This window comes from Haloferax sp. AB510, from assembly GCF_024136985.1.
GTDB lineage: Archaea > Halobacteriota > Halobacteria > Halobacteriales > Haloferacaceae > Haloferax.
On sequence record NZ_JAMYJY010000103.1, the window covers coordinates 1 to 12958 of the forward strand.

15 protein-coding genes and 1 tRNA gene are annotated in these 12958 nt (G+C 67.0%); 8 read left to right on the forward strand and 8 right to left on the reverse strand.

The features are described 5' to 3' along the window. A partial coding sequence (locus tag NKF06_RS16475; protein ID WP_253246034.1) for an SDR family NAD(P)-dependent oxidoreductase occupies nucleotides 1-151 on the reverse strand: 151 nt, incomplete at its 3' end. A gap of 95 nt (nucleotides 152-246) precedes the next feature. Here NKF06_RS16475 and crtI point away from each other — a divergent pair. Genes crtI through cruF form a run of 3 tightly spaced genes read left to right on the forward strand, consistent with a single transcriptional unit; the run spans nucleotide 247 to nucleotide 3575 of the window. Then, nucleotides 247-1749: a phytoene desaturase family protein gene (gene crtI / locus NKF06_RS16480; RefSeq protein WP_253246027.1), complete on the forward strand. Its 1503-nt coding sequence runs from the start codon at nucleotides 247-249 to the stop codon at nucleotides 1747-1749. Then, nucleotides 1746-2669, forward strand: coding sequence for a prenyltransferase (locus tag NKF06_RS16485; protein ID WP_253246028.1), 924 nt, complete (start codon nucleotides 1746-1748; stop codon nucleotides 2667-2669). Before crtI ends, NKF06_RS16485 begins: the two co-directional genes overlap by 4 nt. Before the next feature lie 24 nt (nucleotides 2670-2693). Continuing rightward, entirely contained in the window at nucleotides 2694-3575 is an 882-nt protein-coding gene (gene cruF / locus NKF06_RS16490) for a bisanhydrobacterioruberin hydratase (RefSeq protein ID WP_058827552.1), read from the forward strand. 31 nt (nucleotides 3576-3606) lie between these two features. Here cruF and NKF06_RS16495 read toward each other — a convergent pair whose 3' ends face one another. The 4 genes from NKF06_RS16495 to NKF06_RS16510 all read right to left on the reverse strand — a co-directional run bounded on the left by NKF06_RS16495 (nucleotide 3607) and on the right by NKF06_RS16510 (nucleotide 6857). Beyond that, nucleotides 3607-4554, reverse strand: a complete 948-nt coding sequence (locus tag NKF06_RS16495; protein WP_253246029.1) for a DMT family transporter — start codon at nucleotides 4552-4554, stop codon at nucleotides 3607-3609. Between the two features lie 171 nt (nucleotides 4555-4725). Beyond that, nucleotides 4726-5460 carry a helix-turn-helix domain-containing protein gene (locus NKF06_RS16500; RefSeq protein WP_058827554.1) on the reverse strand — a complete coding sequence of 245 codons (735 nt, stop codon included), beginning with the start codon at nucleotides 5458-5460 and terminating at the stop codon, nucleotides 4726-4728. A gap of 55 nt (nucleotides 5461-5515) precedes the next feature. Further along, complete coding sequence (locus tag NKF06_RS16505; RefSeq protein ID WP_058827555.1) at nucleotides 5516-6535, reverse strand: phytoene/squalene synthase family protein; 1020 nt, start codon at nucleotides 6533-6535, stop codon at nucleotides 5516-5518. Between the two features lie 169 nt (nucleotides 6536-6704). Beyond that, nucleotides 6705-6857, reverse strand: coding sequence for an HVO_2523 family zinc finger protein (locus NKF06_RS16510; RefSeq protein ID WP_004974999.1), 153 nt, complete (start codon nucleotides 6855-6857; stop codon nucleotides 6705-6707). Between the two features lie 284 nt (nucleotides 6858-7141). Here NKF06_RS16510 and NKF06_RS16515 point away from each other — a divergent pair, with 284 nt between their 5' ends. From NKF06_RS16515 to NKF06_RS16525, 3 genes are all read left to right on the forward strand, one after another. Beyond that, entirely contained in the window at nucleotides 7142-7417 is a 276-nt protein-coding gene (locus NKF06_RS16515) for a winged helix-turn-helix domain-containing protein (protein WP_004969621.1), read from the forward strand. Between the two features lie 8 nt (nucleotides 7418-7425). Further along, nucleotides 7426-7716: a hypothetical protein gene (locus NKF06_RS16520; RefSeq protein WP_216635678.1), complete on the forward strand. Its 291-nt coding sequence runs from the start codon at nucleotides 7426-7428 to the stop codon at nucleotides 7714-7716. Nucleotides 7717-7878: 162 nt separating this feature from the next. Beyond that, nucleotides 7879-8670, forward strand: a complete 792-nt coding sequence (locus tag NKF06_RS16525; RefSeq protein ID WP_253246030.1) for a spondin domain-containing protein — start codon at nucleotides 7879-7881, stop codon at nucleotides 8668-8670. Nucleotides 8671-9157: 487 nt separating this feature from the next. On the opposite strand, the gene NKF06_RS16530 is transcribed toward NKF06_RS16525, so the two are convergent. After that, a complete protein-coding gene (locus NKF06_RS16530) occupies nucleotides 9158-9631 on the reverse strand; it encodes an Lrp/AsnC family transcriptional regulator (RefSeq protein WP_058827733.1) in 474 nt (157 codons plus the stop codon). Nucleotides 9632-9794: 163 nt separating this feature from the next. Between NKF06_RS16530 and NKF06_RS16535 the strand changes: the two genes are divergently transcribed. Then, nucleotides 9795-10856 carry a hemolysin family protein gene (locus NKF06_RS16535; RefSeq protein ID WP_253246031.1) on the forward strand — a complete coding sequence of 354 codons (1062 nt, stop codon included), beginning with the start codon at nucleotides 9795-9797 and terminating at the stop codon, nucleotides 10854-10856. 122 nt (nucleotides 10857-10978) lie between these two features. Here NKF06_RS16535 and NKF06_RS16540 read toward each other — a convergent pair. Beyond that, nucleotides 10979-11127: transfer RNA gene (locus NKF06_RS16540), tRNA-Met, on the reverse strand. A gap of 128 nt (nucleotides 11128-11255) precedes the next feature. Between NKF06_RS16540 and NKF06_RS16545 the strand changes: the two genes are divergently transcribed. Continuing rightward, nucleotides 11256-12371 (forward strand): hypothetical protein, encoded by a 1116-nt coding sequence (locus tag NKF06_RS16545; RefSeq protein WP_253246032.1) that lies wholly within the window; start codon nucleotides 11256-11258, stop codon nucleotides 12369-12371. 36 nt (nucleotides 12372-12407) lie between these two features. Here the strand turns inward: NKF06_RS16545 and NKF06_RS16550 are convergent, their stop codons facing one another. Further along, entirely contained in the window at nucleotides 12408-12779 is a 372-nt protein-coding gene (locus NKF06_RS16550; protein WP_253246033.1) for a DUF5830 family protein, read from the reverse strand. Between the last annotated feature and the right edge of the window lie 179 nt (nucleotides 12780-12958).

Sequence of the window (12958 nt, forward strand, 5' to 3'; positions counted from 1 at the left end):
CGCCGGCCTCGATGTCGTCCACGACCGACTGGAGGGCGTCGCCGTCGCGGGCGCAGACGACGACGGTCGCACCGGCGCGACCGAGGGCGCGCGCGACCGCCGCGCCGATTCCGGAACTCGCGCCTGTGACCACCGCGGTGGTGTCGTTCATGCGGGGCCGTAAGGAGGGACCGAGCCTAAAGCTACCCCCCGACGGCGGTCGATTCGGTCAGTCGATTTATGTCCTCTACGTCCTTACGAACGGACATGAATTCTGTCTCGGCTCTCGACTCTCTCGCCGGCGAGTCAGTCGTCGTCGTCGGCGGTGGCTTCGGCGGCCTCTCCACGGCGTGCTACCTCGCGGACGCCGGTGCCGACGTGACGCTGTTGGAGAAGAACGAACAGCTCGGCGGCCGAGCCAGCACGCTCGAACGCGACGGCTTCCGGTTCGACATGGGGCCGTCGTGGTACCTCATGCCCGACGTGTTCGAGCGCTTCTTCGCCTACTTCGGCAAGCAACCGGAAGACTACTACGGGCTGACCCGGCTCGACCCGCACTACCGCATCTTCTTCAAGGACGGCGACCGGGTTGACATGCTCCCCGACGTCGCGGCCAACAAGGCCACCTTCGAGTCGTACGAACCCGGCGCGGGCGACAGGCTCGACGACTACCTCCGGAAGGCCGAGCGGAACTACCGCATCGGGATGGAGCACTTCGTCTACACCGACCGCCCGGACCTCACCGACTACATCGACCTCGACGTGTTCCGGTACTCGTGGGGGCTCTCGCTCGTCGGTTCGATGCAGGACCACGTCGAGAACTACTTCGACCACCCGAAGCTCCAGCAGATAATGCAGTACACGCTGGTGTTCCTCGGCGGCGCGCCGAACAACACGCCGGCGCTCTACAACCTCATGAGCCACGTGGACTTCAACATGGGCGTCTACTACCCCGACGGCGGCCTCGCGGGCGTCGTCGACGCCATCGTCGACCTCGCCGAGGAGTTGGGCGTCGAGTTCCACACCGACTCCCCCGTGGCCGAAATCGCCGGTCGCCGCGGCGGGTTCGCCGTCCGCACCGAGGACGGCCGCGAGTTCCTCTGCGACCAGGTCGTCTCCGACGCCGACTACGCCCACACCGAACAGGAGCTTCTCCCGGAGAAGAAGCGTCAGTACGACGCCGACTACTGGGACTCCCGAACGTACGCCCCCTCGGCATTCCTGCTCTATCTCGGCGTCGAGGGCGACGTGGACGAACTCGCCCACCACACGCTCGTCTTGCCCACCGACTGGGACGACCACTTCGAGACGATATTCGAAGACCCGGCGTGGCCCGACGACCCCGCGTACTACCTCTGTGTGCCGTCGAAGACCGACGACTCGGTCGCGCCGGAGGGCCACAGCAACCTGTTCGCGCTCGTCCCCATCGCCGCCGGGTTGGAGGACACGCCGGAACTCCGCGAGCGCTACCGCGACCTCGTCCTCGCCGACATCGCCGACAACACCGGCGTCGACCTCCGCGACAGAATCGTCGTCGAGGAGTCGTTCTGCGTGAACGACTTCAAGGAGCGCTACAACAGCACGCAGGGCACGGCGCTCGGTCTCGCGCACACGCTGTTCCAGACGGCGCTGCTCCGTCCGCCCCACGGCTCCGACGCGGTCGACGGCCTCTACTTCACCGGCTCGTTTACCACGCCGGGCATCGGCGTCCCGATGTGTCTCATCAGCGGTCAACTCACCGCCGAGGAGATGGCCGACGACGCGAGGTGAACGCGGGCATGGCCGCACAGACCGAGGCAGGGGAAGGCGGCGACGACGGGGGGCGAGCGGGCGACGCCCGGGCAGACGGCGGTCTTCGGGACCGACTCGTCTACCTCGCGGTCCTCTCGCGCCCCCGATTCTGGCTCTACCTCGCCGGGCCCGTCGTCGTCGGCGTCGCGGCCGCCGCGAGCGCCCCGACCGACCTGTTCGGCCTCGAATCGGTCGCCCTGTTCGCGTACTTCCTCGTCCCCGCGAACGTCTTCCTCTACGGCGTCAACGACGTGTTCGACGCCGACGTGGACGAGGCGAACCCGAAGAAAGACGACCGCGAGGCCCGCTGGCGCGGCGACCCAGTAAATACCGCCGTCGTCGCCGGGAGTGGCCTGTTCGGACTCGGCCTGTTCGCCCTCGTTCCGCGGGTGGCGTGGCCGTGGCTCGCCGCGCACTTCTTCCTCGCCGTCGAGTACAGTGCCCCGCCGTTTCGGTTCAAGACGACGCCGCTTCTCGACTCGGTCTCGAACGGCCTGTACGTTCTGCCGGGCGTTGCCGCCTACGCGGCCGTTTCGGGGTCGAATCCCCCGATGCTCGCCGTCGCGGGCGCGTGGCTCTGGACGATGGGGATGCACACGTTCTCCGCGATTCCGGACATCGAACCCGACCGCGAGGCCGGTATTCGGACGACTGCGACGGCCCTCGGCGAGCGCCGGACCTACTGGTACTGCGCCGCGACGTGGGGCCTCGCCGCCGTCGCATTCGCCGCGGTCGACCTCCGACTCGGCGCGCTCTTGGCGGCCTATCCGGTCGTCGTCCTCGGCATCGCCACCTCCGGCGTCGACGTGGACCGGGCGTACTGGTGGTACCCCGTCATCAACACCGCCGTCGGCATGCTCATCACCCTCGGGGCACTCTGGAGGTTCGTCAATGGGTAAAGGCGAGTCCCCGGAGGTACGTCCGTGAGCGCGAGCGACCTGCGAGCGCGGCTGCCGTCCACCCGCGGTGAGGCAGAGGCGGCGCTCGACCGACTGGTGCGCGACAACCGCTTTACCATCTCGGTGTTCTTCCCGCTGAACGGCGCGGTGCTCCTCGTCGCCAGCGCGATGGGCTGGCTCCCCGACCCGCTCGCGTTCAACGCGTTTCTCATCCTCCTCGGGACGCTCGTGATGCGCTCGCCGCTCATCGTGGGTGTCCTCCCGCTCGTGACCCGGCGGGCCGCCCTCGGCGTCGGCGCGCTCACCGCGTACGCCTACGCCATCGAGTACACCGGCGTCACCACGGGCTGGCCGTACGGCTGGTTCCACTACGGCGTCGACCTCGGGCCGACGGTCGCCGGCGTTCCGGTCGGGCTGCCGGTGTTTTTCATCCCGCTCGTGATGAACGCCTACCTGCTGTGTCTGCTCCTGTTGGGCGACCGCGCCCGCAACGGGGTCGTCCGCCTCGGCGTCGTCATCGCGGCCGTCCTCGCCATGGACGTGGTGCTTGACCCCGGCGCGGTCGCGCTCGGCTTCTGGGAGTACTACCGCCTCGCCGACGACGCAGTGCTGTTCTACGGCGTCCCGCTTTCGAACTACGCCGGCTGGGTCGTCAGCGCGACCGTCGCCGTCGTCGCGCTCGACTGGTCGTTCGACCGCGAGGCGCTCCTCGCGCGACTCGACCGCACGGAGTTCATGCTCGACGACCTCGTGAGCTTCGTCATCCTCTGGGGCGGCATCAACGCGTGGTTCGGCAACTGGATTCCCGTCGCGGTCGCGGCGCTGTTCGGTGTCGGACTGCTCAAGACGGACCGGTTCGACTCGCGGCTCCTGCGGCTCCCGCGGCGGTTGCCGTGGCGCTCCTGAGCGTCGGTGTTCTCCGGCGGCTGTTCTGTTCTCAGTCCGACTCGACACCGCGACGACGGCCTCGATAGGCGGCCCCGAGCCGTTTCCACTTGAGCAGGCCGAAGCCGAGGAGGACGATGCCGAAGCCGAGGAGCGTGGTCGCGGTCACGGGCTCCGTGAACAGGAGCCAACTGTACACCGCCCCGAAGCCGGCGGTGGCGTAAGTGACGAGGTTGAGTTCGACCGAGCCGAGGCGGGGGAGAAGCGAGAAGTACAGCAGGTAGCTGACCGCGCTCGCGAAGACGCCGAGATAGACGAGCCCCGCGAGGCCCGCGAGCGATACGTCGACCTGCGCCAGCGACTCCGTCGGACTCGCGGCGCTGGCGAGGTGGGTCACGGCGGCCCCGACGACCATCGCCCACGCGGTCTGGCCGGCGAACGGCATCTCGGCCTCGATTCGTTGGGTGAGCACGCCGCCGAGCGCGAAGGACGCCGCGGCGAGCACGAGTATCGCCTGCCCCGCGGCGTTCGCGCCGAGGAGGTTCGACGGGTCAGGGTCGGTGATGACGACCAACCCGAGGAAGCCGACGGCGACGCCGAGGAGTTCGACCGGGCCGAACCGCTCGTCCGGGAGAAACAGCTTCGCGAAGCCGACGGTCAGTATCGGAATCAGCCCCGCGAGCACCGACGCGACCGCGCTCGGGACGGTCTGCTGGCCGACGTTCTGGAGGACGCTGTAGCCCGCGAGCGACAGGAGTCCGGCCAGGGCGACAACCGTCCAATCGCGGCCCGTTCGGGGTCGCCAGTAGTCGGTTCGCCACGCCGCGTACAGCAACAGGAGCGCCGCCCCGAGGTCGAGCCGGAGCGCGGCGTACAGAATCGGCGGGAACGACCCCAGACCGAACGTCACCGCGGGGTAGGTTCCGCCCCACATCGCGGCCAAGAGGACGAACAGGGCGGCGTTCCGATACCGACCGGCGAGGAACGACTCACCGACCATGGTGGAGCGTCAGCCCGCGAGACGGAGGCCTGGCGGCGTCGATTGCGATAGTTCGGGTCGATTCCGCGGATACGAGTCTCGGCCGGTCGCCGGTCGAACGCGATGCGTCTGCGCGTACGCTCATCACCGAAACCGACGCCTGCGACCTCGGAGAACCTACGGGTTAGTATGCTAACGTCCGTCGCCGCCCCCTGCGTTCGGCCGGTCGGTGTCGAGGCCGGCGAGAGCCGAGACGGCCGCCCCGAGGAGCTTTCGCTCCGCGCGACGGAGCGTCTTCGAGATAGCCACGTCGGAGACGCCGCACCGCTCGCCGAGGGAGGCGAGCGACTCGCTCCGTGGCGTCTCGTAGTAGCCGTGTTCGACCGCGGTTCGAAGCACCCGGGCCTCCGTCTCGGTGAGTCGCTCACAGCCGTCGAGGAGCGTCGCGGCTTCGTGGAAGTGGCGGAAGACGTCGGGCGCGACCGAGTCGTCGAGCGGCGTCTGCTCGACGACGGCGAGTTCGTAGCGACGGTCGAGCGAGTCGAGGGTCGCGGCCGCGGCGTGGGGGTCTGCGAACCCGAGGTGCCACCGCTCCCAGCCGTCTCTGTCGCGGAAAGGTGCGATGACCGCGCCGCCGTTGGCGAGGACCGTTTCGATGGCGACGGTCTCTTCGAGCACCACGTGAGCGGTCGCGTGCGAGCCGCGCTTCCGCTTCAGTTCGAAATAGCTGACGCCGTCGGCGTCTCTGAGCGCGCGAATGCCGGCTTCCAACTGCGAGCGCCCCGGCGACGAGGCCTCGACCCAGAGGTCGCACCGGCCCGTCTCGGGCGAGAGATTCCAGTACGGCGTGGTCAGCGTCACGTCGTGCGCGGCGGTCACCCGTCCCAGCGGACAGTTTAACCGGGTGTCGAGGGTGACGCGATGCATGCGGTAGGCTCAGTCGGCAACCCAGTAAATGGTTTCGCGGAGAAATCGCCCGTTCTCAGTCCGAGCCCCAGCGGTTCAGCGACCGGAGCCACCCGGAGACGCGCCCGCTGCGCCGCGACCGACCGACCGGCGTCGAACCGGGGCCGAACTCCGCGTCGAGTTCGTCGTCCTCGGGGTACGGGACGACGCTGACGGCTTTGAACACGGCCACGGGGTCGCGCCAGACGGCCCAGTACGCCGCGGTCTTCGCGAGGAGCGTCACCTTTCGCCCGAAGCTGAGTTCGGGCGTCGTCGTGAGGGTGTCGTAGCCGAGCTTTCGAATCGACCGATGGTGGTCGGCGTACAGCACCGCCGAGAGGAGCACCGGGAACTGGCAGTCCGCCGGGAGGTACTCGATGCCGGCGACGCCGTCGCGGTACAGCGACTCCGTTCGGCGGAGTTCGTCGCGCATCACGTCGGCGACGCGCTCGTCGAACTCGAGGGCGAGTATCTGTTCGGCATCGACGCCGTGGCGGTCCAGCGTCGTCTGCGGGAGGTACACCCGGTCGCGCTCGACCACGTCTTCGCCCACGTCGCGCAGGAAGTTCGACATCTGGAACGCCTGTCCCAGCGCCGTCGCGTGCGGGAGCGCCGCCTCGGGGTCGTCGGGACGCATGACGTCGGTCATCATTCGACCGACCGCGGAGGCCGACCCGTCCATGTACGTCTCAAGTTCGTCGTAGGTCTCGTAGCGGTCCTTCTCGATGTCCGACTCCATCGCGTCGATGAAGACGTTCACGTCGGCGGGGTCGATACCGTAGCGCTCTCTGAGTTCGGCGAACGCCGACAGGACGGGGTCGTCGGTCTCGACTTCGCCGAGCGCCTCGGCGCGGAGGCGTTCGAGACGCTCGCGCTGTTGTGCCGGCGGCGCGGTCTCCTCGGCGTCGACGACCTCGTCGGCGACCCGAAAGAACGCGTACAACACGTACGTGGCGTGCCTGACACGCTCAGGGAGGAGCCGCGTCGCGAAGTAAAACGTCTTTCCCGTCCGCTGTTGGATGTCTTTTCCCGCCTCGACCTGTGATTCGTTGAGCATCGTTTCGTGTGCGTGACCGCGTCCGTCATCGGGACCAACTGAGCTGACCGGGGAGGACGGTCATTCGTTAGGTCTCTGCCGACATAACGCTTCGTACCATCGTGAAATCGACCCGAGAACCCGCCGACTTCGCGGTGGTATCAGTTCGGGCGTCTCCTGTCAGGTTTCGTTACCAGAATGTGTCGCTGCAGTCGTAGACGACCCCGTGTTCCGGGCAGACGTACTTGCAGTGGCGGTGGTCCATCGACGTGCCACAGAAGGGACAGGGCCGCCCCTTCGGGGACTCGATGGCACACGCGTTCCGTCCGGTGTCGTCGTCCATACGAGTTTTCGTAGGACGCGACCGACATATCCCTTACTGCCGCCGGGGGTCCTGCCGGTTCGAGTCGGTCCGCCGGCGAGGCCGAGTCTGCTCCGCCTCGGACACCGGCGAACGCTGTCGGTGCGGCGGCATCGACCAACCCGACGCGCCCGGAGACTCCACCCGAATTTGGTACGGAACTGGAACAACGCTCATGTGCGGTCGTCGCCGAGTCGAACTCGTCGCGTCGAACGGCACCCGCGAGAATATTACCGCGCTCGACCAATCAACCAAACGAACAGTCGATGGAGAAGGCGCTCTGGTATCTGCTCACGGCGACCCGCGGCGGCGAGAACCGCGTCCGCATCATTCGCGTCCTCTCGGAGCGCCCGCAGAACGCGAACCGCCTCGCCGACGAACTCGACGTGGGCTACAAGACCATCAGACACCACCTCGACGCCCTCGAATCACACGGGGTCGTCGAGGCCGGCGGCGACAAGTACGGGCGACTGTACTTCCTCACCGACCAGTTCGAACGGTACCGCGACACCTTCGAAGAGATCGCGACACACCTCGATTGACCATGGCAATGGACACCCAAATCATGGCGGCCAGCGCCCTCTCGGGCGCGAACATCGTCTTCCTCGCGGCGCTGACCGCCGTGTGGATTCGCAACTACCGGACGTTCCGCACCTCGCTCGTCCTCGGCCTGCTCGCGTTCGCCGTGGTCATGCTCGTGGAGAACGCCGTCGCGCTCTACTTCTTTTTCACCATGCAGAGCTTCTACTCCGGGGACCCCCACGTCCAGCAGGCCGTGTTGGTCCTCCGCGGCCTCCAACTCGTCGCGCTGGCGTTTCTGACCTACGTGACGGTCCGGTGACGACCGACCTCATCGACAGACTCCCGCCCTTCGCTCATCGTCCCAGCCGAATTTGGTACAGACTCGACCCCGATTCATCACGGAGTCACCCCGAATCTCGAAAAATCGCCTTTAGCCGGTCTCGCGTCTTCGTCGTCGTGGCACCGACCACACGTGAGACCAATGAGAGACACGACGAAAACGACGACGCGACGAACCGTACTCGGACTGACCGGCGCGGGCGCGCTGGCCGCCCTCGCCGGCTGTCTGGGTAGCGCGAGCCTTCCGGGCCAGTCAGCCGGAAACGGGACTGATGGGAACGGACAGTCCGCGCGGACCTACCGCGTGACGGTGGCGAACCTCACGACCGGCCAGCCGTTCACCCCACCCGCGGTGGTCGCCCACCGCGCTAGCGTGGAACTGTTCGCCGTCGGCGACCCGGCAAGCGACGCCATCAGGGAGGTCGCCGAGAACGGGAACCTCGGCCCGCTCGGCGAGTTGGCCGAGAAGACCGACGACGTTCGCGGCGTCGCAGTCGGCGACACGCCGCTCGTTCCTGACGAACTCCCGGCGAGCGAGATGTTCCCCGCGGCCGCGACGCTCGAACTGGAGACCGACGCCAGCGGCGCGTACCTCTCGTTTGTCAGCATGCTCATCGGCACGAACGACGGCTTCGCCGGCCTCGACACCGTCCCGCTCCCAGAGCGGGTCAACGAGTCGCGGTCGTACTTCGCGGCCAGCTACGACGCCGGAACCGAGGTCAACACCGAGGCGTACGGCGATATGGTCCCCCCTGCACAGGCTCTCTACGGCATCGACTCCGGAATCGAGGGAACCGGCGCGAGCGACCCTGACCTCGCCGAAGACGGCGTCGTCACGCCGCACGCGGGCATCGTCGGCGACGGCGACCTCGACCCCGCCGTCTACGGCTGGGACGACCCCGTCGCGCTGGTTCAGGTCGAGCGACTCGACTGAGTCAACCCCGACCCGAGCGCTCGCCTTCGGTGGTCCCGTCGCTCACGGGTCACGGGCGGCGGAGAACGAAAAACCGAGGCGTGGACGCCGTCGGAAGCGAACGACCGGGAGAGGTCGTCCGATGAAACCACGTAGCGTACCACGCGGGAGTGCGGGGGACTCGACCGCGCGATGCTGTCGCAACTGCGTCTACCCGTTGTCGGAGCGCGTTGAACCGCTCTGGTGGTGATGGTGGTGTGGTGGTGGGGGGCGTCCGGTCGGCGAGAGACCGACGCGAACGGGAGGGTCTCTGACAACGGCGATTACCAGTTCGTTATCACCTGTCAAAGCTGTACCGGTGGTTCGAGAACTGGGCCATCGGGCATCGGTGAGATCGAATTCGGTACTGAGACGGCGTGTCGCGCCCCGTACACTCATTTTGTCCACTTAAACGCCAACCAGTACCGGACCCGAGCGGCGGCGCTTCGCGCGTCGGCTCACGGCGCGTTCACTCGCCACCCCCGTCCCCGAACTTCGCGTACGGCCGGCGGTGAGTGTTCCGAATCAGGTCCTCGTCGGAGACGCGAAGCCCCAGTTCGTCTAACTCCTCGCCGATTCGGCTGAGGTCGTCGCCGTCGACGCCGATGGCCCGGACCATGACGTTCCGCTCGCCGGTCATCACCTCCTGTACCTCGACGACGCCGGGGACCGCAGCGGCGGCCTCAGCTAACTCCTCGCGCTCCGGAATCGGGGCTGTACAGACGATGAGCGTGTACAGTTGGTAGCCCGCGCGCTCGTAGTCAACGTCGGCGTGATAGCCGCGGAGCACCCCGTCGGCTTCGAGCCGCCGGATACGGTTTCGGACGGTGCTGGCCGAGGCGTCGAGTTCGTCGGCGATATCGGTCGACGACGTGCGGCGCGCCTCCGACTGCAACGTGTACAGTATCTTCCTGTCCAGCGCGTCGAGTTCTCGACCCGTCATCGTCCGGCCGTCTGTCGCCTGCGACATTAACTTTCCCGGCACCGTTGTCAGAACCTCAGCTCAAAGTAAATAATACGCAACTCTCGGTAATCTGCTACATATACGTCCGGACGGCCGATGCTTTCTAACGGGTCGAACGCGAACGAGCCGGACACCGACACAGATGACCCCAACAGAGATCGGTATACGCCTCGTCGCGGGGATACTTCTCATCCTCGCGAACGGTTTCTTCGTGGCTATCGAGTTCGCGCTGACCCGCGCGCGCCAGTTCACCGAGTCCGAGTTCGTCGACGGCGACTCCCGACTCGAACGGGCCTGGGAGATGACCCAGGAGCTCGAACTGTATCTCACGACCTGCCAAGTCGGAATCACGGCGTCGAGCATCGCCGTCGGTATCGTCGCCGAACCCGCGCTAGCGGCGCTGTTCAAGCCGCTGTTCGAGCCGCTGTTCGCCGGCACGACGCTCGCAACCATCGGATTCAGTGCGCTCATCGCGTACATGATTATCAATCTCCTCCACCTCACCCACGGCGAGCAGACGCCGACGTACCTCGGCGTCGAGCGCTCTCGGATGGTCTGTCGCTACGGCGCGACGCCGCTGCACTGGTTTTACGTCGCCATCTCGCCCATCATCAAGTTCGGCGACTGGGTCGCCAAGTGGACGCTCAAGCTCTTCGGTATCGAGATGACGGGCGCGTGGCTCGAAACCGAGACCGACGTCATCGAGTCCCGCGGCCAACTCCGCGAGCGTCTGGACTCGCTCCTCCAAGAGGGCGAACTCCCCGAAGAGCGCCGCGACGAGGTGCTCAACGCGCTCGACGTGGACGAACTCTCCATCAGCGAAATCATGATTCCGACAGACGACATCGTCTCGCTCTCGACGGCGGCGACGCCCGGCGAGAACTTCGACCGGATTCGGAACACGCCGCACACCCGCTTTCCGCTCGTCGGCGAGTCGCTGACGGACTTCCACGGCGTCGTCTACGCGCCCTCCATTATCGACAACTTCGAGGCGCTCCGCGCCGGCGAGCGCTCGTTCGAAGAAATCGCCACGCCGACGATGACGCTCGCCGCCGACACGAACGTCAGCGACGCGTTCGACCAGTTCCAGGCGGAAGACCAGGAACTCGCGCTCGTCCTGCGGGACGGCGAGGTCGTCGGCCTCCTCACCGCGACCGACGCCCTCGAAGCGGTCATGGGCGAACTCGACGACCCGCTCGACTAGCGTCACCGACTCCTCTTCGGTTTTTTCGACGTGTGGCCGCGGCTCACAGCGATAGCTCTCGGGAACACAAGCGTCGTCGTCGTGACTCACAGACGACTCTCGGCGTGTGACGAATCGAAGAATGCCCGGGGTGGGCTCCGAACCCACGATCTCCGCATGTCCCAGGTGCGAAGCCGGCATGACTTCGCGAGGGGCGGAGGCTTCCAAGGCGTTCCGCACCGATTGTGAAACCCTATGAGTGCGGCGCTATGTCCAGCTAAGCCACCCGGGCTCAACTTCCCGTTGTGTGCTGGTTGTATTTAAGCTTCTCATCTCCGACGACCGCGGGGCGAGTCACCACGCCACTCGATTCGCGTCGTCACCCGCGGATTTATGTCCCAACACCGGGTGCACACACGCATGAGCCAACCGGAGATCGTCCAGTCCGTCCTCGGAGAGGAAGACGTGGTGACGCGCGTCCACCTCGGGGGCGAGGACGAACTGTTTGTAACTCCGACGCGGACGCTCGTCTATCGGGCCGAAGGCCTCCTCTCTGACGAGTCCGTCGACGAATTCTCGCACGCCGCCGAGCGACTGTCCGTCAAGGAAGGGCGACGAAAAGCGAAGCTCTCGCTTGACTACGGTCTCGACGGGAGCGAGACGTTCTCGATGTCCTCGAAGCGGCTCGACGACGCGCTCCAGCCCATCGTCGAGGGCGTGCTCGCGGCCGCCGGCGTGACCGACGAAGACGGCGAGCGCGTCGTCCAGACGTTCCGTTTCAGCGAACTCACGTTCGTCGTCACCGACGCCCGCGTCGTCCGGCACATCGGCAGCGCGGTCTGGGACGAAGACTACGAGTCGTACCGCTACGCCGACGTGACCGACCTCGAATTCGAGTCGGGGAGCGTCGCCACGACGGTCGTGCTCACCGTCGACGGTCGGCAAGAGCGGTTCAAGATACCCAACGAGGAAGCGCGGCTCGTCCGCGAGAAACTCGCGCGGGCGCTGTGCGACTACCACGGCGTCGGCAGTCTCGAAGAGTTCCGCGTCCAGATGGAAAAAGCGCGGGCGAACGACGAGTCCGCCGACGCCGACCGCGACAACACCGACTTCGGCGCGGGCCCCGACCCGCTGAGCGCGAATCCCGGTGAACTGTCCGACGAACCGGCGAACGCCACCCGTGCCGAGGGCGACGCGTCCGCCGAGCCGAGCCAACAGACTGCTCGCAAGCAGTCAGTCGAAGCCCCGTCCGCGACCGGTGCGGTTGCGGAGGCGAAGCAGGCCGCCGAGGCGGCGTCGACCGAATCGTCGTCGGGCAACGTCGCCGACGCCGCGGACCTCGGGTTCGAGGGCTCCGGATTCGAATCGGCCGCCGACTCCGAGTCGGCCGACGCCGGTGCTGTCGATGCCGACTACGCCGAACTCGCCGACGAAATCGAGTCGCTCCGCGAGGTCGTCGAGGCCCAAAGCGAGCAGATTCGCTACCAGCAGGAGCTGGTCGAACAGCTCATCGAAGAACTCCGCCGCGGGCGGTAAACGCGGCAGTTCGCCCGCCGACGACCGTCCGGACACCTATTCCCGCCCGAGCACTTTCCTGATACACGACGAGCCGAACGGCCCGAGTTCACCGGATTCGAACGTCACGAAGTGGCCGGTGGAGATTGACGCGCCGCAGCGGCGGCAGTCGAAGTCGCCCTCCCGCTGGACGACCTGACTCTCGAACCTGACGAACGTGCCGCCGCGGTTGTGACGGACGCGGCCGCCGTCCCGCTCGATGATACCCCGAAGCTCCGCCGTGTCGAGGATGTCGCGGGTGAGCGTCGGGTCCGTGGTGACCGTCTCGATGCGGTCGACGACCTCGGCGAGGGAGAGTTCGTCGGCTTCGAGATGCGCGAGGAGTTCGAGCGCGAGTTCGACGCGCTCGTCGCGTGTGGGTTCGGTCACGGTTCGGGAGCCAATCGAACCGGGTCGGGCTAAAGCCCTCCGAAGCACAAAGCGTTTGGTCGCGGCGCGACGACCGACTCCAGAGCTTCCGTGCCCCGTCCGCGCCTCGCCGCCGGCCTCGCGCTCGCGGCCGTCGTCGCCGGTCTTCTGCTCGCGTCACCAGACGCCGTCATCGAGCG

Excerpts from the sequence above, each read along its gene's own strand:
- NKF06_RS16525 (WP_253246030.1), top strand. The coding sequence starts at position 7,879 with ATGAGAGACACGACGAAAACGACGACGCGACGAACCGTACTCGGACTG.
- NKF06_RS16515 (WP_004969621.1), top strand. The coding sequence starts at position 7,142 with ATGGAGAAGGCGCTCTGGTATCTGCTCACGGCGACCCGCGGCGGCGAG.
- NKF06_RS16510 (WP_004974999.1), bottom strand. The coding sequence starts at position 6,857 with ATGGACGACGACACCGGACGGAACGCGTGTGCCATCGAGTCCCCGAAG.
- NKF06_RS16545 (WP_253246032.1), top strand. The coding sequence starts at position 11,256 with ATGAGCCAACCGGAGATCGTCCAGTCCGTCCTCGGAGAGGAAGACGTG.
- NKF06_RS16535 (WP_253246031.1), top strand. The coding sequence starts at position 9,795 with ATGACCCCAACAGAGATCGGTATACGCCTCGTCGCGGGGATACTTCTC.
- crtI (WP_253246027.1), top strand. The coding sequence starts at position 247 with ATGAATTCTGTCTCGGCTCTCGACTCTCTCGCCGGCGAGTCAGTCGTC.
- NKF06_RS16495 (WP_253246029.1), bottom strand. The coding sequence starts at position 4,554 with ATGGTCGGTGAGTCGTTCCTCGCCGGTCGGTATCGGAACGCCGCCCTG.
- NKF06_RS16530 (WP_058827733.1), bottom strand. The coding sequence starts at position 9,631 with ATGACGGGTCGAGAACTCGACGCGCTGGACAGGAAGATACTGTACACG.
- NKF06_RS16500 (WP_058827554.1), bottom strand. The coding sequence starts at position 5,460 with ATGCATCGCGTCACCCTCGACACCCGGTTAAACTGTCCGCTGGGACGG.
- NKF06_RS16520 (WP_216635678.1), top strand. The coding sequence starts at position 7,426 with ATGGACACCCAAATCATGGCGGCCAGCGCCCTCTCGGGCGCGAACATC.
- NKF06_RS16505 (WP_058827555.1), bottom strand. The coding sequence starts at position 6,535 with ATGCTCAACGAATCACAGGTCGAGGCGGGAAAAGACATCCAACAGCGG.